15 protein-coding genes and 1 pseudogene are annotated in these 18,445 nt (G+C 72.8%); 5 read left to right on the forward strand and 11 right to left on the reverse strand.

What is annotated here, in order from left to right; translation table 11 throughout:
• Positions 1-2: 2 nt before the first annotated feature.
• From ACFYZ4_RS14830 to ACFYZ4_RS14865, 8 genes are all read right to left on the reverse strand, one after another.
• Positions 3-161, reverse strand: coding sequence for a DUF6760 family protein (locus tag ACFYZ4_RS14830; RefSeq protein ID WP_351292197.1), 159 nt, complete (start codon positions 159-161; stop codon positions 3-5).
• Entirely contained in the window at positions 158-655 is a 498-nt protein-coding gene (locus ACFYZ4_RS14835; RefSeq protein WP_351292199.1) for a hypothetical protein, read from the reverse strand. Before ACFYZ4_RS14835 ends, ACFYZ4_RS14830 begins: the two co-directional genes overlap by 4 nt.
• A complete protein-coding gene (locus ACFYZ4_RS14840; RefSeq protein ID WP_030031999.1) occupies positions 652-1,092 on the reverse strand; it encodes a phage tail protein in 441 nt (146 codons plus the stop codon). The genes ACFYZ4_RS14835 and ACFYZ4_RS14840 overlap by 4 nt, the downstream gene beginning before the upstream one ends.
• Before the next feature lie 55 nt (positions 1,093-1,147).
• On the reverse strand, positions 1,148-2,707 hold the full coding sequence (locus ACFYZ4_RS14845; RefSeq protein ID WP_351292201.1) for a phage tail sheath family protein: 1,560 nt from the start codon (positions 2,705-2,707) through the stop codon (positions 1,148-1,150).
• Positions 2,708-2,862: 155 nt separating this feature from the next.
• Positions 2,863-4,956, reverse strand: coding sequence for an ATP-binding protein (locus ACFYZ4_RS14850; protein ID WP_390784048.1), 2,094 nt, complete (start codon positions 4,954-4,956; stop codon positions 2,863-2,865).
• A complete protein-coding gene (locus ACFYZ4_RS14855) occupies positions 4,953-5,732 on the reverse strand; it encodes a DUF4255 domain-containing protein (RefSeq protein ID WP_390784049.1) in 780 nt (259 codons plus the stop codon). The genes ACFYZ4_RS14850 and ACFYZ4_RS14855 overlap by 4 nt, the downstream gene beginning before the upstream one ends.
• Positions 5,729-8,908, reverse strand: a complete 3,180-nt coding sequence (locus tag ACFYZ4_RS14860; RefSeq protein ID WP_390784050.1) for a hypothetical protein — start codon at positions 8,906-8,908, stop codon at positions 5,729-5,731. The genes ACFYZ4_RS14855 and ACFYZ4_RS14860 overlap by 4 nt, the downstream gene beginning before the upstream one ends.
• Positions 8,909-9,084: 176 nt before the next feature.
• Complete coding sequence (locus tag ACFYZ4_RS14865) at positions 9,085-9,756, reverse strand: response regulator transcription factor (RefSeq protein WP_351292209.1); 672 nt, start codon at positions 9,754-9,756, stop codon at positions 9,085-9,087.
• A 169-nt stretch (positions 9,757-9,925) separates the two neighbouring features.
• On the opposite strand from ACFYZ4_RS14865, the gene ACFYZ4_RS14870 reads away from it, so the two are divergent.
• Complete coding sequence (locus tag ACFYZ4_RS14870; protein WP_390784051.1) at positions 9,926-11,329, forward strand: hydrolytic protein; 1,404 nt, start codon at positions 9,926-9,928, stop codon at positions 11,327-11,329.
• Between the two features lie 328 nt (positions 11,330-11,657).
• A complete protein-coding gene (locus ACFYZ4_RS14875) occupies positions 11,658-11,861 on the forward strand; it encodes a hypothetical protein (protein ID WP_390784229.1) in 204 nt (67 codons plus the stop codon).
• 98 nt (positions 11,862-11,959) lie between these two features.
• Here ACFYZ4_RS14875 and ACFYZ4_RS14880 read toward each other — a convergent pair.
• Positions 11,960-12,175: pseudogene (locus tag ACFYZ4_RS14880) on the reverse strand (DUF4157 domain-containing protein); the annotation flags it as partial.
• A 287-nt stretch (positions 12,176-12,462) separates the two neighbouring features.
• Here ACFYZ4_RS14880 and ACFYZ4_RS14885 point away from each other — a divergent pair.
• Positions 12,463-13,344 carry a helix-turn-helix domain-containing protein gene (locus ACFYZ4_RS14885; protein WP_390784052.1) on the forward strand — a complete coding sequence of 294 codons (882 nt, stop codon included), beginning with the start codon at positions 12,463-12,465 and terminating at the stop codon, positions 13,342-13,344.
• A gap of 75 nt (positions 13,345-13,419) precedes the next feature.
• On the opposite strand, the gene ACFYZ4_RS14890 is transcribed toward ACFYZ4_RS14885, so the two are convergent.
• Both ACFYZ4_RS14890 and ACFYZ4_RS14895 read right to left on the reverse strand, forming a co-directional pair.
• Positions 13,420-15,243 carry an ice-binding family protein gene (locus ACFYZ4_RS14890; RefSeq protein WP_390784053.1) on the reverse strand — a complete coding sequence of 608 codons (1,824 nt, stop codon included), beginning with the start codon at positions 15,241-15,243 and terminating at the stop codon, positions 13,420-13,422.
• A gap of 390 nt (positions 15,244-15,633) precedes the next feature.
• On the reverse strand, positions 15,634-16,242 hold the full coding sequence (locus tag ACFYZ4_RS14895; protein WP_351292216.1) for a hypothetical protein: 609 nt from the start codon (positions 16,240-16,242) through the stop codon (positions 15,634-15,636).
• Positions 16,243-16,376: 134 nt separating this feature from the next.
• On the opposite strand from ACFYZ4_RS14895, the gene hemL reads away from it, so the two are divergent.
• Together hemL and ACFYZ4_RS14905 are read left to right on the forward strand one after the other, a co-directional pair.
• Positions 16,377-17,699, forward strand: coding sequence for a glutamate-1-semialdehyde 2,1-aminomutase (gene hemL / locus ACFYZ4_RS14900; protein WP_351292217.1), 1,323 nt, complete (start codon positions 16,377-16,379; stop codon positions 17,697-17,699).
• Positions 17,696-18,376: a histidine phosphatase family protein gene (locus ACFYZ4_RS14905; RefSeq protein ID WP_351292218.1), complete on the forward strand. Its 681-nt coding sequence runs from the start codon at positions 17,696-17,698 to the stop codon at positions 18,374-18,376. The genes hemL and ACFYZ4_RS14905 overlap by 4 nt, the downstream gene beginning before the upstream one ends.
• Positions 18,377-18,445 lie beyond the last annotated feature (69 nt).

Consider the following 18,445-nt stretch of genomic DNA (forward strand, 5'->3'; position numbering starts at 1 on the left):
GTTCAACCGCCTTCGTTCACACGGGTGTTGATTCGAGCTATCTCGGTGACCCAGTCCTGGCGCTCGCCGTGGGTCAGGTCGAGGATCTCGTCGCGTTGCCAGTGGAAGTGGTAGGCGATGTACGCGATTTCCTCCCTGAGCCGGGGGAGGGCGTACGTCACGATTCCCCCAGGCGCCCACCGGACAGGTCGACCTCGAAGCCGCCTTCGCAGTGCGGGCAGGTGACCGCCGCGCGGGTGTGGCCCTCGCTGTTGACGCGCCGGTAGAAGTCCTGGAGGAACGCGACGTCGGTCGCGTACATCCGCTCCACGATCCCGGCGTGCACGTCGGTGATGGTGCCGAGCCGGGTGATCACCTGGCTGAGCAGCACCACGCTCAGGTACGCCGGGTTCTCCTTGACCCGAAGGTCGATCTGCGGGCGCAGTTCGTCGCGGGCGGTGGCCAGGCGCATCGAGCCGTGCCGGTGCACCGTGCCCGCTTCGTCGACGTACCCGCGCGGCAGCTCGAACTCGAACTCCGTTCGCAGGCCGTGGTCCTCGCGCGCCGCCGGAGCGGCGGCGGCCGGGGGTGCCGCCACCTGCTCCGGGGCCGTCGTGGGCGCCGTGACCTGGAGGATCTCCTCCAGGCTTCCTGCCGTCACCGTACGACGTCTCATTCGACGATGATCTCCTCGAACACGATGGTCACGGACTCGGTGGCCGCGGCGGACTCGCCGGCCTTGAGGGAGGGGCCCTCCCACTTGGAGGCCCAGCCCTGCATCAGCTGGATGCGGCGGATGGTCGCGCCCGTGGAGTCCTTGATCTCGATGGTGAGGTTCTGCCGAGCGGTGTCGACGGCCCCGTTGTTCAGGGTCTCCTTGATCCACTTGGTGAACTCGCTGCTCTTGTCGAGTCCCCGGGTGATCGTGACCTCGCCGGCCTGGCGGGCGCCGGGCTGCTTGCGGATGATCTGCTTGCCCTCCGCGCTCACCTGGCGGACCTCGACGACCTCTTCCTCGACGGTCAGGCCGCTGATCTCCTGGATCGATTCGACCAGGTAGCCACCGAGCTGGACGCCGAAGATATGGGTGGAAAGAGCATCGCCCTCTGCCATGACTGTCCTTCACCTTTCCTTGCTGCTGCGCTGCTGGTGCCGCTGACCGGCAGGGTCACTCGTCGACGAGGCTGGTGCTGTCGGAGAACTGGGCCAGCCGGAAGACCACGAACTCGGCGGGCTTGACCGGCGACACGCCGATCTCACAGACCACGCGGCCCTGGTCGATGGACTCCTGCGGGTTGTTGTCGCGGTCGCACTTGACGTAGAACGCCTCCGCGGCCGTGCGGCCGAACAGCGCGCCGCGGCGCCACTCCTCGGTGAGGAACGCGGTGACGTTGCGCCGGATGCTCGACCAGAGCCGGTCGTCGTTGGGCTCGAAGACCACCCACTGGGTACCCAGGAGGATGGACTCCTCCAGGTAGTTGAAGAGGCGGCGCACGTTCAGGTAGCGCCAGGCCGGGTCGGAGGAGAGGGTGCGGGCACCCCAGATCCGGATGCCCCGGCCGGGGAAGGCCCGTACGCAGTTCACGCCGATCGGGTTGAGCAGGTCCTGCTCGCCCTTGCTCAGGCGCAGTTCCAGGTCCACCGCGCCGCGGATGACCTCGTTGGCGGGGGCCTTGTGGACACCGCGCTCGGCGTCGCTGCGCGCCCACACACCGGCGACGTGACCGCTCGGCGGGACCGTCGTGTTGCGCCCGGCGGCCGGGTCGAAGACCTTCACCCACGGGTAGTAGAGGGTGGCGTAGCGGGAGTCGTAGCCCGCCTCGTCGTTGCGCCAGTTGCGCACCTGCTGCGCGGAGAGCCCGGGCGGGGTGTCCAGGACGGCCACCCGGTCGCCCATCTGCTCGCAGTGCGAGATCACCGCGAGCTGTACGGTGCGCACGCCCTCGGAGTCGATGTCGCCGCGCTGGTAGGCGCTCATCAGGTCCGGGACCGCGACCATGGTGATCTCGTCGATGGTCTCCAGGCCGGCGAAACCGGTGCGGGCGGCGGAGTCGCCGACGTACTCGGCGGGGTCGAGGCGGGCCACGCCGCCGCGGCCGGCCGGTGCGGGCGACGCGGCGGGGGCGTCGGGCACGGCGACGGTCTGCCCGGCGGGCCGGGTCTGGGCCGCGCCCCGCTGCTCGGTGACCTCGATCAGCTTCGAGGCGCGGGCCTGGGTGACGAGGTAGCCCTTGACGTTCTTGCGGGCGGACACCTCGTAGGTCTCGGCCACCTGCTCGCCCTGGCGGACCAGGACCTTGAAGCGGTCCTCGGGCGGGTTCTCGCCGTCCGAGTCGGCGATCTCCACGGACACGCCGGTGACGCCGGGCCGGGCGGTGATGACGAAGCCGCCGAGCTCGACGCGCTCCACGGCGCGGGGCTGCGGGGCGGAGCCCGCGGCGGCCGGTGCGGAGTTGTCCTGGGCCTGCCCGCCGATGCGGACCACGTAGGCGGCGCCGCCGCCGTTGGCGAAGTACCCGTAGACGGCGTGGGGCAGGTAGGTGCCCTCCGAGAAGCCGCCGAACCGCTGGGAGTACTGGTCCCAGCTGGTGACCAGCGTCGGCTCGTGGAACGGGCCGCTCTGGGCGAAGCCCACGAACGCGGCGACGGCGGTGCCGACCCCTTCGATCGGGCGAGCACCGGACTGCACCTCCTCCACGTACACGCCCGGGGTGAGGTACGTCGGCATGCTCGCTCCTTCGGGTTACGGCTGCGATCAGTTCTGATCAGGTCTGTCCACAGCTTTTCCGGAGGGCGTCGTCGTGGGCAGAGACGTTCGGCCCTGGCCGGGGGCAAGTGCGCTGCCCTCCTGGTCGCCCCCGCCGGACCGGCCAGGCAGCGCGCTCACACCTCGGTGATCTGCCCCAGGTACGGACCGAACTCGCTCTCCAGGACCAGCCGGCCGAGCTTGCGGTACTCCTGGGCGACCGCCGTCACCACCTGGCGCATGGTCAGCGGTTCACCGGACGCGGCCGCGAAGTAGGCGGCCGTCACGGCGCAGGCCCGGATCGAGCCTCCGGCCAGTTCGAAGCGGTCGGCGCAGAAGGCGAGATCGACGTCGCCGGCCCGGGGCAGCCGCCCGCTCAGGCAGCGTTCCCACAGGGCAAGGCGCTGGGTCGCGTCGGGCACGGGGAAGTCCGCGACCACGTCGAGGCGGCGGGTGAACGCCTCGTCGAGGTTGGCCCGCAGGTTGGTGGTCAGGATGGCGATGCCGTCGAAGGACTCCATCCGCTGGAGCAGGTACGCCGATTCCATGTTGGCGTGCTTGTCGTGGGCGTCCTTCACCTCGGAGCGCTTGCCGAAGATCGCGTCGGCCTCGTCGAACAGCAGGACCGCGTTGACGGCCGACGCCTCGGTGAAGATCCGCTCCAGGTTCTTCTCGGTCTCGCCGACGTACTTGTCCACCACGGTGGACAGGTCCACCACGTACAGGTCCATGCCCAGGTCGGCCGCCACCACCTCGGCGGACATGGTCTTGCCGGTGCCGGAGGACCCGGCGAACAGTGCGATCACCCCGCGGCCGCGCCCGCCGCCGGGCCGCATGCCCCACTGGCCGAGGACCTGGTCGCGGTGGCGGGCGCGCACGGCGAGTTCCCGCAGCCGGCGGTGGGTGGGGGCGGGCAGCACCAGGTCGTCCCAGCCCACAGCGGGCTCCACCCGGCGGGCGAGGCGGGCGAGCCCGGCGCCGTTCTGGGCCCGTACGGCCGTGCGCAGGTCGTCGGGGGAGAGCGGGCGGCCGTCGAGTGCGGCGGTGCGCACCGCGGTGTCGGCGGCGCGCCGCAGCTGTCCGGCGTCGAGGCGGTGCGCGGACACGGACCGGGCGAGCGCGTCGGTGTCGCCGGCCGCGCCGTGTTCTCCGGCGGCCCGCTCCAGCGCGTGCCGCCAGCGGGTGGCGTGCCGGTCGGGGGTGGGGGCCGTCACCGTCAGGGTGACGGGGGTGGCGGCCGCCCAGGCGGGTTCCCAGCCGCTCGTTCCGTACGTGAACAGCGGGATGCCGCGCAGCACGGTGCACAGGGTGCGCAGGACGCGGGCCCGCTCGTCGGGTTGGTCGGGCAGTTCCTCCAGCGGCCCGAGCAGGACACCGGCGCCCGTCAGGAGGGCCTCGCGGGCGACGGCGCGGGCGAGTTCGGGCAGGGCGCGGGCGTGGTGGGCCAGGGCCGCCGCGTCCAGGGCCAGCGGAGTGCGCCCGCTCGCGTACAGGGCGGAGACCGCCAGGCCCGAGGGGTCGCCGCCGCGGGCCCGCAGGTGGACGTGGCGGGTGCCGCCGGCGGCCGCGGCGACGGCCCGGTCCAGCTCGGCCGGTTCGACGGCCGGGTCGTCGGTGGCCGCGGCGAGCACATCGGCCAGCCGCGGGTCGGGCGAGGTGGCGCCGAGCAGGTGGGCGGTGACCCGGTCCGGGACGGCCAGCACCCGTGACAGGGGCGGCCGTTCGGGCTCGGTGACCTCCAGCAGGCCGCCCGCGACGAGGGGGGCGGTGGGGGAGAGGCGGAACCGTGCGGCCGCCACGCCGGCGTGGCCGCACAGTTCGAGGGCGAGGCCGACGGTGGGCCGGCGGCGCGTCAGGTCGTCGTTGAGGTAGCCGTAGAGCCGTTCGAAGCGGGCGTCCAGGTCGGGCGCCAGGGCCACGAGGAGCAGGTCCACGTCGAGGGGCTCCAGCGCGAAGCGCGTGGCGAGCACGTCGAGCGGCGAGCCGGGCGGGGGCGCGTCCGGGGCGAGCGCGGGCAGGCCGGGGCTGTGCGGTCCGTCCAGGACGCGGGCGGCGGCCTCGGGCGTGAGGTACTGGCCCCGGTAGGGGTCGTCGGGGTCGGGGTCGACGGCCCGGCGGAGCTCCACGGCCCGGCGTACCCGCTCCTCGACGAGCCGGAGCCGGGTCCACAGGTGGGGGGTGGTGTCGGCCGGGGCCGCGGGCGCGGCCTCCGGCTCGATGGTGTGCGTCATGGCTGCCGTTCTCCCCGTCGGCGGCGCGCGGGTTGGTTCGGCCGTTGCCGGGAGCCGCCGAAGCCCTCCGGTCCCGGCTCGTTCAGCCCGACGTAGCGCAGGCGGCGCCGGCTCTCGGCCTTGTCGGCCTCGGTCCCGTCGGCGTCGGTCCCGTCCGCGTCGGTCCTGTCCGCGTCGGTTCCGTACGCTCCGGGCCCCTTCGGATCGACCTGCGGTACGGAGTTCACCACGAGCCCCTCGGTGACCGGCGGGGCCGTGATCGTGCTGATGCCGGCCAGCGGTGCCTTCACGCGCAGCCCGAGGGACGGCTTCAGGTCGCCGCCCAGCGCCGACCACACGTCGGAGGCGGCGGGTGCGTCCATGCCGGTGCCGCCCGCGTCCACGTCGACGATGAGGCCGAGGTCGGCGAGGGTGCCGGTGAGCAGGCGCGGGGGCAGCGTGTCGGTGTTCACGAGGCAGGAGAGCACCTGGGAGAGCAGCCGGTGTTCGTCCTGCGGCCTGCTCGCCCACGCGGTGACCAGGTACGTCAGCTCGAACCAGCGCGGCGGGGTGCGGCGCGCGACGACGTAGCCGTCCGCGTCGTACACCTCGCCCGCGCCGCTGCCGCGCCGGGTGTGGTCCTCGCGGATGTCGTACAGGAACACGCAGACCGTGGGCGCGCTGCGGCGCGCCGCCCAGTCGCTCGTCGGGGCGTCGAAGACCACCTCGATGCCCGACGCCTCCAGGCCGGACTCCGTCAGCAGTCGCCGCAGCGCCTCGTCGACTTCGTGGATCACCGGCGGCTCACCTCGTCCGGCGGCTGCACCGAGCCGTTGACCACGAGGAAGTCGGTCTGCACCGGCGAGAAGCCGGGGCCGCTCGCGGTGATGATGCGGGGGCCCGTCTGGTCCTTGGCCAGGATCAGCAGCTGGCCGATGAACGTGCCGTCGCGCTGCGGGAACGTCGGTGCCGCGGCCGCCGTGATGCCCGGCTTCCACGCGAACCGCACGGGCACGCCGGGCGGGAAGTCCTCGCCGCGCACCGAGGTGACGAAGCCGGGCTTGCCGATCGGGGGCACTGCGACGATGCGCGGCTGGAGGATGCGCAGCTGCTGCCGGGCGGTGTTGTCGCCGGGGTCGGCGTCCGTGCCCGTCGTCGTCAGGTTGCCGGTCACCTGGGCGGTGAGCGCCTTGTCGGGGTTGAGGACGACCCGCAGGACGGTCCGGGCGCCCGGAGCCAGGTCGGGCAGGGAGCACTCCCCGCTCGTGTCGCAGCCCGGCGGCATCCCGGCGTTGGGCACGCCCTGCGGGAGGCCGATGCGCAGCCGCAGGCCGGTGGCCAGGGCGTTGCGGCCGTTGCGGACGGTGTACGTGACGACGACTCGGCCGCCCACGTAGCCGGGGTTCGGCTGCGCCGTGATGCTCACCCCGGGGCCGGCCGGCGGCGCGGGCGGCTCCGGCTGCGGTGCGGGCGTCGTCGGCGGGGCCGGGGTGGGAGTCGGCGGGGTGGGGGTCGGCGGGGTCGGCTTCGGGGGTACGGGTGCCTCGCGCACCGGCACGAGGGTCCGCCCGGAGTTGTCGCTGGGGCGGGGGTCGATCACGGTGCCGGTGACCGACCAGTCCACGGGCTGGTCCCCGGGGGTGACGCCGGTGAGGGTGACGGTCACCGGGACGGTGGTGCCGGGGCGGACCACGCCCAGGGTGCAGGTCAGTGCAGCCGCGTCACAGGTGGCGCCGGGCGCGGTGAGCGCGGTGACGCTCACGCCGAGCGGGGGCGAGACGGTCAGCCGGGTTCCGGGCGAGGCCGCGGGGCCCTGGTTGACGACGTCCACGCGGACGGTGGAGGAGCCGCCGACGGTGAGCGGCGGGGCCTTCTCGGGGGCCCGTACCGCGAGGTCCACGGACTGCTGCACGCCGGGTTCCTTCTGGCGGCCCGGCAGGCCGGTGACGAGCAGGCTGTGGTCGCCGGAGGCCACGTCGACCAGCTTGAGCTTCTCCGGGCTGTTGGGGGCCCGGGAGCCGCGGGCGCTGAGCACCAGGCTCTTGCCGTCGGCGGTCCACGCGGCGTCGCGGGGCTGGAAGGGTCCCTTGGCCGGGGGCTCGGGCAGTTCCCGGCCGCAGGCCCCCGGTACGTCGCGGGCGGCGTCGGGCAGCAGGACCCGGCAGGCGCCGCCGGCCGCGGAGGCCAGCAGGATGCCGTTGCGCTCGTCGACGCGGCCGCCGCCGTTCTTGCGGTTGAAGGCGATGGTGGCGCCGTCGGGTGAGAACGCCGGGCTGTCGTCGATGACTTCGCAGGCACCGAAGCAGATCGTGGCGCTCAGGTCGCGCTGGCGGTCCAGGCGGTCCACGGGCACGGTCCAGATGTGCTTGTTGCCGCCGTTGCCGTTGATCACGAGGTTGCGGGTGAAGGCCAGGGTCGTGCCGTCGGCGGACCAGGTGGGCTGGGCGTCGCCGCCCCGGGCCTGGCCGGCGGGCGGGGCGATCTCGCCGCGGATCGCGCCGGTGGCGGCGTCCGCGATCAGGATGCGCGCGGGGCCCGCGGCGTCGCCGACCCCGCCGGGCGAGGTCCGGGTGAAGGCCAGGAGCTTGCCGTCGGGGGAGAACGTCGGGTCGGTGTCCCGGTCGCGCGGGCCGCGGCCGGCGAGCGGCAGGGCCGATGCGTTGGTTCCGTCGGCGTCCGCCATCCAGATCCGCTGGATCCGGGCTTCGGGCGTGCCCTCGAAGCGGGTCAGCACGATCCGGCGCCCGTCGGGCGTGTAGTTCTGCCGCTCGGTCCACGGGTCGAAGCCGGGGGCGGGCTGGAACAGCGGGTCCTTGGCCGGGTCGGTGTTGGTGTCGGCCGCCGGGTCCTCCTTGAGGATCTCCAGGCCGAGGTCGCGCGGGTCGGAGCCGTCCATCCGGGCGTCCTGCAGGGTCACCACGTGCGGTCCGGCCGCCGAGGTCCGCTCGACCAGGACGCCGCCGCCGTTCAGCGGACCGATCCAGGTGGGCGAGCCGACCTCGCGGTCCTCGCTGAGCACGAGCTGGGGCGTGTCCGCCGAGTGCGCGGGCACCCGGAAGACGTGGTCCCAGTCGCCCTTGCAGTCACAGGTGCGGTCGGGGCTGAGGAACAGCACACCGTTCCCGTCGGGCAGCCACGCTGCCCCGCGGGTGCGCCAGTTCGCCTGGGCGCCCGCCAGCAGCGGACCGCCGCCGCCGCGCCCGTCGGTCCAGCGCAGCCGGGGCCCGGCCGAGTCGGCGGTGGTCGGGGTGGCGGTGTAGGCGATCACGTCCCGGTTCGCCTTGTCGTCCACCGGGTTCCACACGGGCTCGGTGGCCGCGCCGTTGGCGGGGTCGGTGACGCGGGTGGCGGCGCCGCCGCCCAGGGGACGTACGTAGACCTGCCGGCCGGCGGCCCCGTCGCTGTCGGAGGAGTACGCCAGGCGGCCGCCCTCCGGCGAGACCGTGGGGTGCTCCTCGTTCGCGGGGGAGTCGGTCAGCCGGGTGAGGCCGGTGCCGTCGGTGCGCACCAGCCACAGATCGCGCTGGATGCCGCCGGCGGGGGCGGGCTGGGCCGCGTCGAAGACGACGGAGCGGCCGTCCGGGGTCAGCCGGGGGTTCGCCGCGTCGAGGCCGCTGGTCAGGCGCCGTACGGAGCCGTCGGCGGCGCGCAGGTAGACCTGCGGGGTCCTCTCGTCGCGGCGGCCGGCGAAGACCAACTGGTCGCCCAGCGCGGAAGGCTGGGTGTCCAGGTGCGCCGGACCCTCACCGAACAGCGGTGTGCTGGACGTGCCGGTCGCCACCCGGCCGAGACTCCGGTGGCGCGTACCGGCGTACACGACCCGGCCGTCACCGGCGTCGGCCGCCAGGGGGCGCGCCTCGGCGTCGCCCGGGTCGGCGGCCGCCGTCACCGCGAGCAGGGGGACCAGCAGCAGCAACGGCGCGCCGGCCCTCCCCCAGCGGCGTCGACGACTGCCGGAGCCACCCGTGCCCATCACGGTCCACCTCACAGTCCGGTACAGCATTCACGTATGACTTCGTCACCCTGCTGCCCGGCGCGTGCCGCCGGCAGGGCCGAGGGGCCGCACCCGGGGGAAGCGCGCGGTGCGCTTTCGGGCAGTGGGGGTGCGGCCCGCCCGGGCCGGCGGGCCGCCGGCTCCGGTGCGCGGGGTCAGATCAGCCCGTTGCGCAGGGCGTAGCCGACGGCGTGCGTGCGGTTGCGCAGGTGCAGCCGCGTGATGATCTCGTGCAGCACGTTCTTGACGGTCCGTTCGGAGTACGAGGTCTTGCGCGCGATCTCCGAGGTGTCCAGGCCCTCCGACACCAGGCGCAGCATGTCGGCCTCGCGCGAGGTCAGCGTGGACAGGGACACGGAGTGCGGGTCGAGCGTCGAACGCTGCAGGCTGCCCACGTGGTCGAGGAGTTTCGCGAGCAGGTCGCCGGGGAGTACGCCCTCGCCGTTGGCTATCGCCAGGACCAGGCGCAGGAGCCGGTCCTGGTCGGCCTCGGAGCGCCGCAGCACTGCGGTGACCCCGCATTCGATGGCGCGCTGCAGGGCGTCCCCGGACTCGAACGTGCCGACCACGAGCCCGGTGCGGGTGCGGGAGTTGTGCCGCAGCCGGTACAGCAGGGCGGCGGTCTCGTCGTCCACGCTGTCCACGGCGACGAGGGACACCTGTGCGTCGTCGGCGTCGGCGAGGTCGACGAGTTCGATCTCGGGTCGCTGGCGCAGCTGGTGGACGACTCCGACGTGCAGGACCGGGTCCGGCGCATACACGGCCACGGTGACCCGTTCGCCGGCGCCGGAGGAGGAGGCGGGTCGGTTGTTCTCAGGCTGGGTCATGTGTGTCGTACCTGTTCCGTGATGCGTATGTGGGGTTACGAATGGATGGGAAGGTCAACGAATGGATCGGAGCGGTGAGTTGGTGGGCGTCCCCGGGGGCATCAGGGCTGCCCGGAGGCTTGCCCTCGCGTCCGTGGAAGTGGCCGGAGCGGCGCCGTAGCGTCGTGGTGTGATATCCCCAGCAGCCTCTTCCAGCCCTGGCGCGCCCGGCCTCGACATCCCGCCGGTCTCCGTGACGCCTGGCGGTACCGCATCCACGAGCCTGACCGTCCGCAACGACAGCGACATCGTCGAGGCGTACCGCCTGGAGGTCGTCGGCGACTGCGCTGCCTGGGCCACGGTGGAGCCCGAGCGCGTCTCCCTCTACCCCGGCACCTCGGAAACGGTGACGATCCGGCTGGCGCCGCCCCGTTCGCCGCAGGTGCGGGCGGGCGACGTGCCGCTCGCCGTGCGCGTACTGCCCACCGAGCAGCCCGAGGCCGTGCGGGTCCCCGAGACCACCGTGCACGTCGAGGAATTCCGGGAGCTGAGGGCTGAGAGCGCTCCCAAACGGCGCCGCGGCTGGCTGCGCGGACGCTATCGACTGGCCGTGCGCAACGAGGGCAACTGCCCCGTACAGCTGGGCTTCACGCCCGCCCAGCCCGGCGAGGAGCTGAAGTTCGCCTTCACCCCCGCGACGCAGAAGCTGGAGCCGGGAGAGTCGGCCGAGGTGGGACTGCGGGTCCGCACCGGCCAGCCGGTGTGGTTCGGGACCCCCGTGACCTGGCCGTTCACCGTGGACGTGGCCGAGGTCGAGGCCGAAGCCCGCGACGGTGCCAGTACGAGTGCCAGTGCCAATGGCAGTGGACGTGCTCGTGAGGAGGGCGCGGAGCGGCCCGAGTCGGAGCGCGTCCGGGTGCCGCTGGACGCGGAGTTCGTCCAGATCCCGATCTTCCCGAGGTGGCTGCTCGCGGTACTGGCCGCGCTGCTCGCCCTGCTGCTCGCCTGGTTCCTGCTGGTCCGTCCGGCCGTGCGCAGTACGGCGAAGGAGGCGGCCGAGGCGGTCCAGAAGAAGCCCACGCCCAGTGCGGACCTGAACGGGCAGACCCCGGTGACCGGCGACGGCAAGCAGCCGGCCGGCGGCGGCAAGGGCACCCAGCCCGGTGCGGGCGGTGCCGGTACGGGAACCGGGACCGGCACCGGAGCGGGTGGCGGCGGGGGCGGTACGGGAGGCGGCGGCCAGCAGAGCTCGGCCACCATCGACCTGCAGACCGGCACCGGACAGTCCAAGACCGGCACCTACACGGTGCCCGCGGGCAAGGTCTTCGGGATCACGGACATCGTCGTCGCGAACTTCCAGGGCGACGAAGGGGTGGTGACCATAGACTTCGGCGATCGCAAGATCACGACGATCGCGCTGGAGACGTTCCGCAACCAGGACTACCACTGGGTCACCCCCATCAGCATCACCGAGAGCCAGACTGTGACCGTGCAGGTGACCTGTGCGAAGCCGGGCACCCCGGCCACCGGCCGTCAGGCGCAGGAGTGTCACGAGGTGCTCAACGTCAGTGGTGTGCTGAGCAACCTCCGGTGACCCGAGCGGCACGGACATAGTCGGTCAGGTTCCACGCCGGGGCAAAGGAGGCCTTTGCCCCGGCGTCCGGAAATCGTTACTCCCGGGTATCGATCGGACGTTCTCCGAACGTCTGCGCGCTTTCGTTTCGAGCAGTGCCCAGAACGGTTAACCCCGGTACGCACGGCACCGGCTGACGGTGCGCCAAAGTTGGCTTGATTTCGACTCTCTCTTTTGGTCCGGTCGGTGCGTAGGGACTCCCACCCGCTGACCGGACTCCAGGACCACCGCGGCCCCGCCGAGGCCGATGTCCCGCCCCGTCAGGGTGTTGGCCGCAGCCCCCGCGCCGATGTCGAACTTCCGTACCGGCAGCGTGAATCCGGGGGAGAAGCCGTCCTCGCGGGTGTTCGGCCTGCTCTCCGTCCGCGCCGGGTCCCCGGGCCTCGCCCGTACGGTCGGGTACGCGCGCCGCGCGAAGTCGCCGAGCAGCCCGGTCTTGGACTTCATCTGCCCCCGGGCGACCATCGCCTCGGCCCGTGACCTGCCCGTGTAGTGGCACAGCACGCTCCGCTGGAGCGCGTTCGTCGGCTTGGTCCGGACGTCGGGGACCCAGTTCCGGCCACCCGGCCGACAGCGTGGGACCGAGCTCCTCGGGCCCCGTTGCTGGATCACATGGGTGGGCTCGTGGGCGAGGGTGTGCGGGTCACCGCCACCCGCTCCGAGGACGACGTCCCCCGCCGGAGGTGTACTCCCGGGCCCCGATCTCGGCCGCGGACCGCTGCGCCAGGGGACCGGAGTGCACCCGTACGTCGAGAAGTCGGCGCCGAGCCGGCTCTCCATCTCCTCGCGCACCGGCCCGTCGGGGGGCCGCACACCTGCCTACCCGCGGCGGTCCGACGCACGGGACGCCCCTTCGGACACACCCGGGGGAGGACCGCCCGTTCCCGGGGCGTGCGGTCGGGTTCGGCCACCTACGCGCCTGGCATATTGCGCAGAAACCTGCACCGGATCGCGGCGGTCATACGGATGTGCAGCCGCTCCCCGCCCGACTCGAAAGACCGTGCACGACACGGCGTGGAGGCCGATCCAGCAGCTCCCGGCCGTGACAATCTGCTGGCCAGCACAAGGTGTTGGAGCGGAGGAGAGCACGTCCCGTGGGTGTCACTGTCAATCCCACCGTCAGCAGGCGCCGACTGGGTTCGGAACTGCGCCGGCTCCGGGAGATCAGCGGTATGACGACGCAGCAGGTGGCGACAAGGCTGCTGATTTCCCAGCCCAAGATCAGTCTGCTGGAGAACGGCCGCCGCCTCATCAAGCCGCGCGATGTGCGAGATCTGTGCGGGCTGTACGGACTCCGGGACCAGCGACGTGTCGACCATTTGATGCAGCTGGCCAGGGAATCGGGCCGGCAGGGCTGGTGGAACACCTACGACGACATCCCGTACGGCGCCTACATCGGCCTGGAGGCCGAGGCCGCCGCGATCCGCGTCTACGAGCCCTTGGTGATCCCCGGCCTGCTGCAGACCCGCGCCTACGCCCGGGCGGTCATCGCAGGAACGATCCCGCATGCCACTGCCGAACAGGCCGCCACACGCCTCCAGGTGCGGATGCGGCGCCAGAACCGGCTGCGCGAGCCGGGCAAGCCGCTGCGCTTGTGGATCGTGCTGGACGAATCGGCGCTGCGGCGCGTCGTGGGCAGCCGCGAGGTCATGCACGAGCAGCTGGACCATGTGACCCGCCTCAGCGCCCAGCCGCGCGTCACCCTTCAGGTCCTCCGCCACGATGAGGGGGCGCACCCGGGTGTCTCGGGACAATTCTCGCTGCTCGAGTTCGCCGATGCCGCCGATCCGACCGTGGTGTACCTGGAGAGGTTCACCAGCGACCTCTATCTGGAGAAACGATCCGACGTGCGGCGGTACAGCGACATGTACGCGCATTTGCAGGCCCGGGCGCTGAGCCCGGACCGTAGCCGGAGTTTCATCGAGGAAGTCATCGAGGAGCACGCGGGCCCGGAGTTCCGGCCGGACGCCCGCTGAGCCCCTGGACGGCGCGTCCAGGGGCTCAGTCGCCGAACGGCGGACCGGATGGGAAACGGTCACGCCTGCGACAGGCTAGTCCTGTCGGGTTGTTGCACCTCGGCGGGTCCGCTTCATGGCGAAGAAGGCCGAGCCTCCGATGAAGGCCAGCGCGACTGCCGTGGCGGTCGCGATGCTCGCCTCGCTGCTTGAGCCGGTCGTGGCGAGGTTCTGCGACGCCGCCTTCGGCTGCTGGTCGGTCGCGGCGCTCACGGGCGCGAAGTTGACGCTCTTGGCGGTGTGGTCGGGGCGGAATTGCCCCAGAGCGTCGTCGAGGCCGCCGGGCAGGAAGTCGGCCCACGGGGGCTTGCCCTGGTCGGGGCCGTCGTGACCGTGGCCGGGAGGCTTGCCGTGGTCGTCGTCGTGACCGTGGCCGGGCTTGCCGTGGTCGTCGTCGCGACCGTGGTCCTCGTCGCGACCGTGCTCGCCCTCGTCGCCCTCGTCGCCCTCGTCATCGTGACCGTGGTCGTGGTCGCCCGAGTCACCCTTTTCGCCCTTGTCACCGCGAGGCCCCTTGGGACCGGCGGGTCCAGCCGGTCCGGCAGGTCCAGCCGGTCCGGCGGGTCCAGCGGGTCCCGCAGGTCCTACGGGTCCGGCAGAACCGGTGGGTCCGGCCGGGCCGGGGGCGCCGGGGCTACCGGACGGGCCAGGGGCGCCGGGTGCGCCGGGGGCACCGGGGCTGCCGTCAGGACCGGGTGCGCCGGGGGCACCAGGGGCGCCGGGGCTGCCGGACGGGCCAGGGGCACCGGGGGCACCGGGGGCGCCAGGCGCGCCGGGGCTGCCGGACGGGCCGGGTGCGCCGGGGCTGCCGTCAGGACCGGGTGCGCCAGGGGCGCCGGGGGCACCGGGTGCGCCGGGGCTGCCGGACGGGCCGGGGGCACCGGGTGCGCCGGGAGCGCCGGGTGCGCCGGGGCTGCCGGACGGGCCGGGTGCGCCGGGTGCGCCGGGTGCGCCGGGGCTGCCGGACGGGCCGGGGGCACCGGGGGCGCCAGGTGCGCCGGGGCTACCGGACGGGCCAGGGGAGCCCGTCGGGCCGGGGGGGCCGGGCTCACCCGTCGGGCCGGGAGAGCCGGTGGGGCCGGGAGAGCCGGTGGGGCCAGGCGAGCCCGTCGGGCCAGGCGAGCCCGTCGGTCCGGGCGGGCCGGCGGCGCAGGTCGGCCTCGTAATGGTGTTGTTGTCCATCGTGACCGCGGCCTCACGCGCCAGGGCGCGGCCTTCGATCACGGCGCTGTTGTTCAGCGTGATGGACTGCATGGCCAGGATGGTGCCCTTGAACTGGGTGGTCGTGCCGAGGGTGGCGGAGCTGCCCACCTGCCAGAACACGTTGCAGGCATTTGCTCCGTTGATGAAGGCCACGGAACTCGACGAAGCCGTGGTCAGGGTCGAGGGGATCCGGAAGATGAAGACGGAGTTGGGGTCGTTCTGGCCGTCGAGGGTGACCGTCCCGGTGAGTTGCAGGGACGGCGGGGACGCCGGGGCCGTGTAGACGCCGGGCGCCAGCGTCAGTCCGCCGATCTCGTCCGAAGCGAGAATGGTCCCGGGCCCCCGGCCTGCCGCGTCGTCGTAGGCGACGACGAGGTCGGACTTCGCCTGAGCGGCGGCGGCGTTGGGGGCTACGCGCGTCACTCCGTTGACGATGCCGGGCGGGAAGCCGGTCACCGATGTGCCCGGATAGAGGCCCAGGTCGCCGTTGATGACGGTGGGGTTCGTGTTGGTGACCGTCGAACCGGCCAGGACCCCGTAACTGGCGGTGGTCCCCAGCAACACGGGGGCTTCTGCGGCGTGGGCAAGGGTCGGGACCAGGGCGGCCGACGCCACGAGCGCTGCGGGGAGGAGGGCAAAGGCTCCCCGTTTCAGCATGGTGCGGTGAGGTCTTCTGTCGGGTGGACCCGACCGGATGACATCCGATGCCATAGCAGGACCTTTCTTGTTGCTTCGGGTCTCAGACCTCCCGAAGGAGAATCCCGAGCGCCCGCGACGATGGCGACTCAGGGCCGCGAGCCCCCCTGCCCGCGCCGGCGTGCGGACTCCCCCTGAGCGGGGACCGAGAGCGACTCCTTGCCCGAGGTAGTGATACGCCGTCACGCGGGAGTAGTCACGCATATTTCGCAGCAATAGGCGTCAAATCGGAAAAAATGGTCTATGTGAGGGACGTGACGTCAGGATTCGCTGATGCAGGGCAACGCAAAGACGGGCAGCCCCCGCGGGGGCTGCCCGTCCTCGGCGAAGGTCAGGTCAGGTCAGGATGGGTCAGGGCCAGACCAGGCAGTACGGCTGGTGGCCCGCCTCGTGCAGGCGGTGGGAGAAGTCCTGCCACTCGTGGAGCAGCTGGTAGACGTTGAAGGCGTCGCTCGGGCCGCCGCGGTCCGGGACCGTGGACCAGATGAAGGCCGCCGCGCCCACCGACTCCTCGCCGATGCCGCGCAGCGGGTCGACCACCGTCATGGGGAGCTTGACCACCGCGTAGTCGGGGTGGAGGACGACCAGCTCCAGGGGCGGGACCTTGTGCAGGGGTATGCCCTCGATGCCCGTCAGGACCATCGCGGCCACCGTCTCCGGCTTGATCTTGGTGAAGAGGCCGCCCATGCCGAGCTCGTCGCCGCCCAGCTCCTCGGGCCGCATCGTGACCGGGACGCGGGCTGCCGTGGCGCCGTCGGGGGCGCCGAAGTACTTGTACGTCACACCCATGCCGCGGCCCTTGGGCAGATCCTCCGCGGGCGTCGTGGGGCCCGGAACGGCGTCCGCCGCCTCGGTGCCACGCCGGCGGTGCTTGCCCCGGCGGCGGGCCTCGCGGGCTTCGCGGGCGCGCTGCGGATCGAGGCCGTCCGTACCCTCGCCCGGTCCACCACCGCGTTGCATATCTCCACCCGACTGGTCTTGCTTGCCACGGCCCCGCGGCCCCCGCCACGCAGCCTGATCATCATGGCAGTGACCTCCCCCGCGGCGACGCGGTGAAACGCCCGTCCGCAAGTCTGTCGCGGCCCTCTGAGACCATGGCTGGTGTGAGCTACCCGTACCCGTATGAAGCCCCAGTTTCGCAGACGCTCTTCGAGCGCGCCTCCCTCGTGACCCCCGGCGGCGTGAACTCTCCCGTGCGCGCCTTCCGCGCCGTGGGCGGTACGCCCCGGTTCATGGTGTCCGGCACCGGTCCGTACCTCACCGATGCCGACGGGCGCGAGTACGTCGACCTCGTGTGCTCGTGGGGACCGATGATCCTCGGCCATTCCCACCCCGAGGTGATCGCGGCCGTCCAGGCGGCCGTGGCCCGCGGCACCTCCTTCGGCACGCCCGGCGAGGGCGAGGTGGCGCTCGCCGAGGAGATCGTGGCGCGCATCGAGCCCGTCGAGCAGGTGCGGCTCGTCTCCTCGGGGACGGAGGCCACGATGTCGGCGATCCGGCTGGCGCGCGGCTTCACCGGCCGTGCCAAGGTCGTCAAGTTCGCCGGTTGCTACCACGGCCATGTGGACGCGCTGCTGGCCGCCGCCGGTTCCGGCCTCGCGACCTTCGCGCTGCCGGACACCCCCGGTGTGACGGGCGCGCAGGCCGCCGACACGATCGTGCTCCCCTACAACGACCTGGAAGCGGTCCGGGCGGCCTTCGCCGCGCACCCCGGCGAGATCGCCTGCGTGATCACCGAGGCCGCGCCCGGCAACATGGGCGTCGTGACCCCGGCCGAGGGCTTCAACCAGGGGCTCGCGGACCTCTGCCGCGAGAACGGCGCCCTGTACGTCTCCGACGAGGTCATGACCGGCTTCCGCACCTCCCGCGCCGGCTGGTACGGCGTCGACGGGGTCAAGCCCGACCTGATGACCTTCGGCAAGGTCATGGGCGGCGGCTTCCCGGCCGCGGCCTTCGGCGGCCGCGCCGACGTCATGGGCCACCTCGCGCCCGCCGGCCCGGTCTACCAGGCCGGCACCCTCTCCGGTAACCCGATCGCCACCGCCGCCGGCCTCGCGCAGCTGCGGCTGCTCGACGCGGCCGCGTACGAGAAGGTCGACGCGGTCTCGAAGGAGATCCAGGGCCTGGTCAGCGGGGCGCTGGCCAAGGAAGGCGTGGCGCACCGGCTGCAGACCGCGTCGAACATGTTCTCCGTCTTCTTCACCGAGGACGAGGTGCGCAACTACGACGACGCCAAGAAGCAGGAGAGCTTCCGCTTCAACGGCTTCTTCCACTCGATGCTGGCGCAGGGCGTCTACCTGCCGCCGTCGGCCTTCGAGTCCTGGTTCGTGTCCACCGCCCACGACGAGCGGGCGATCGAGCGCATCGCGGCAGCGCTGCCCGCCGCCGCCCGAGCCGCCGCGGAGGCCACCGCATGAGCAGCAGCGAGATCACCGTCGTACACCTGGTGCGCCACGGAGAGGTGCACAACCCGGACGGGGTCCTGTACGGGCGCCGGGAGGGCTACCACCTCTCCGATCTGGGCCGGCAGATGGCGGACCGGGTCGCCGAGCACCTCAAGGGCCGGGACATCTCCTACGTGGTGTCCTCCCCGCTGGAGCGGGCGCAGGAGACGGCCGAGCCGATCGCCAAGGCCCACGGCCTGGGCCTGGCGACCGACGCCCGGCTGCTGGAGGCGGAGAACGTCTTCGAGGGCAAGACCTTCGGCGTCGGGGACGGCGCGCTGCGCAAGCCCGGCAACTGGAAGCACCTGACGAACCCGTTCAAGCCCTCCTGGGGCGAGCCGTACGTCGACCAGGTGGTCCGGATGATGAGCGCGCTGGAGGCCGCGCGCGACGCGGCCCGCGGCCACGAGGCGGTGGCCGTCAGCCACCAGCTGCCGATCTGGATCGTGCGCAGCTTCGCGGAGAAGCGCCGGCTGTGGCACGACCCGCGCCGCCGCCAGTGCACCCTCGCCTCGCTGACGTCCTTCACGTTCCAGGGGGACAAGCTGGTGTCGGTGGGCTACAGCGAGCCGGCCCGGGACCTGGTCCCGGCGCACCTGCTGGCCGGGGCGAAGCCGGTGAAGGGCGCGTCCAAGGCGTTCGGCGCCTGACGGATCGTTACGCCGTTCCGGACGCCGTCCTTCCTTGATCGACGCTCTGTTACGAACCGTTACGGTTTT

This window comes from Streptomyces sp. NPDC001513 (assembly GCF_042894695.1).
GTDB lineage: Bacteria > Actinomycetota > Actinomycetes > Streptomycetales > Streptomycetaceae > Streptomyces.

Excerpts from the sequence above, each read along its gene's own strand:
- ACFYZ4_RS14860 (WP_390784050.1), bottom strand. The coding sequence starts at position 8,908 with ATGGGCACGGGTGGCTCCGGCAGTCGTCGACGCCGCTGGGGGAGGGCC.
- ACFYZ4_RS14845 (WP_351292201.1), bottom strand. The coding sequence starts at position 2,707 with ATGCCGACGTACCTCACCCCGGGCGTGTACGTGGAGGAGGTGCAGTCC.
- ACFYZ4_RS14905 (WP_351292218.1), top strand. The coding sequence starts at position 17,696 with ATGAGCAGCAGCGAGATCACCGTCGTACACCTGGTGCGCCACGGAGAG.
- ACFYZ4_RS14840 (WP_030031999.1), bottom strand. The coding sequence starts at position 1,092 with ATGGCAGAGGGCGATGCTCTTTCCACCCATATCTTCGGCGTCCAGCTC.
- ACFYZ4_RS14850 (WP_390784048.1), bottom strand. The coding sequence starts at position 4,956 with ATGACGCACACCATCGAGCCGGAGGCCGCGCCCGCGGCCCCGGCCGAC.
- ACFYZ4_RS14895 (WP_351292216.1), bottom strand. The coding sequence starts at position 16,242 with ATGCAACGCGGTGGTGGACCGGGCGAGGGTACGGACGGCCTCGATCCG.
- ACFYZ4_RS14835 (WP_351292199.1), bottom strand. The coding sequence starts at position 655 with ATGAGACGTCGTACGGTGACGGCAGGAAGCCTGGAGGAGATCCTCCAG.
- ACFYZ4_RS14875 (WP_390784229.1), top strand. The coding sequence starts at position 11,658 with ATGTCGAACTTCCGTACCGGCAGCGTGAATCCGGGGGAGAAGCCGTCC.
- ACFYZ4_RS14865 (WP_351292209.1), bottom strand. The coding sequence starts at position 9,756 with ATGACCCAGCCTGAGAACAACCGACCCGCCTCCTCCTCCGGCGCCGGC.
- hemL (WP_351292217.1), top strand. The coding sequence starts at position 16,377 with ATGGCTGGTGTGAGCTACCCGTACCCGTATGAAGCCCCAGTTTCGCAG.
- ACFYZ4_RS14890 (WP_390784053.1), bottom strand. The coding sequence starts at position 15,243 with ATGCTGAAACGGGGAGCCTTTGCCCTCCTCCCCGCAGCGCTCGTGGCG.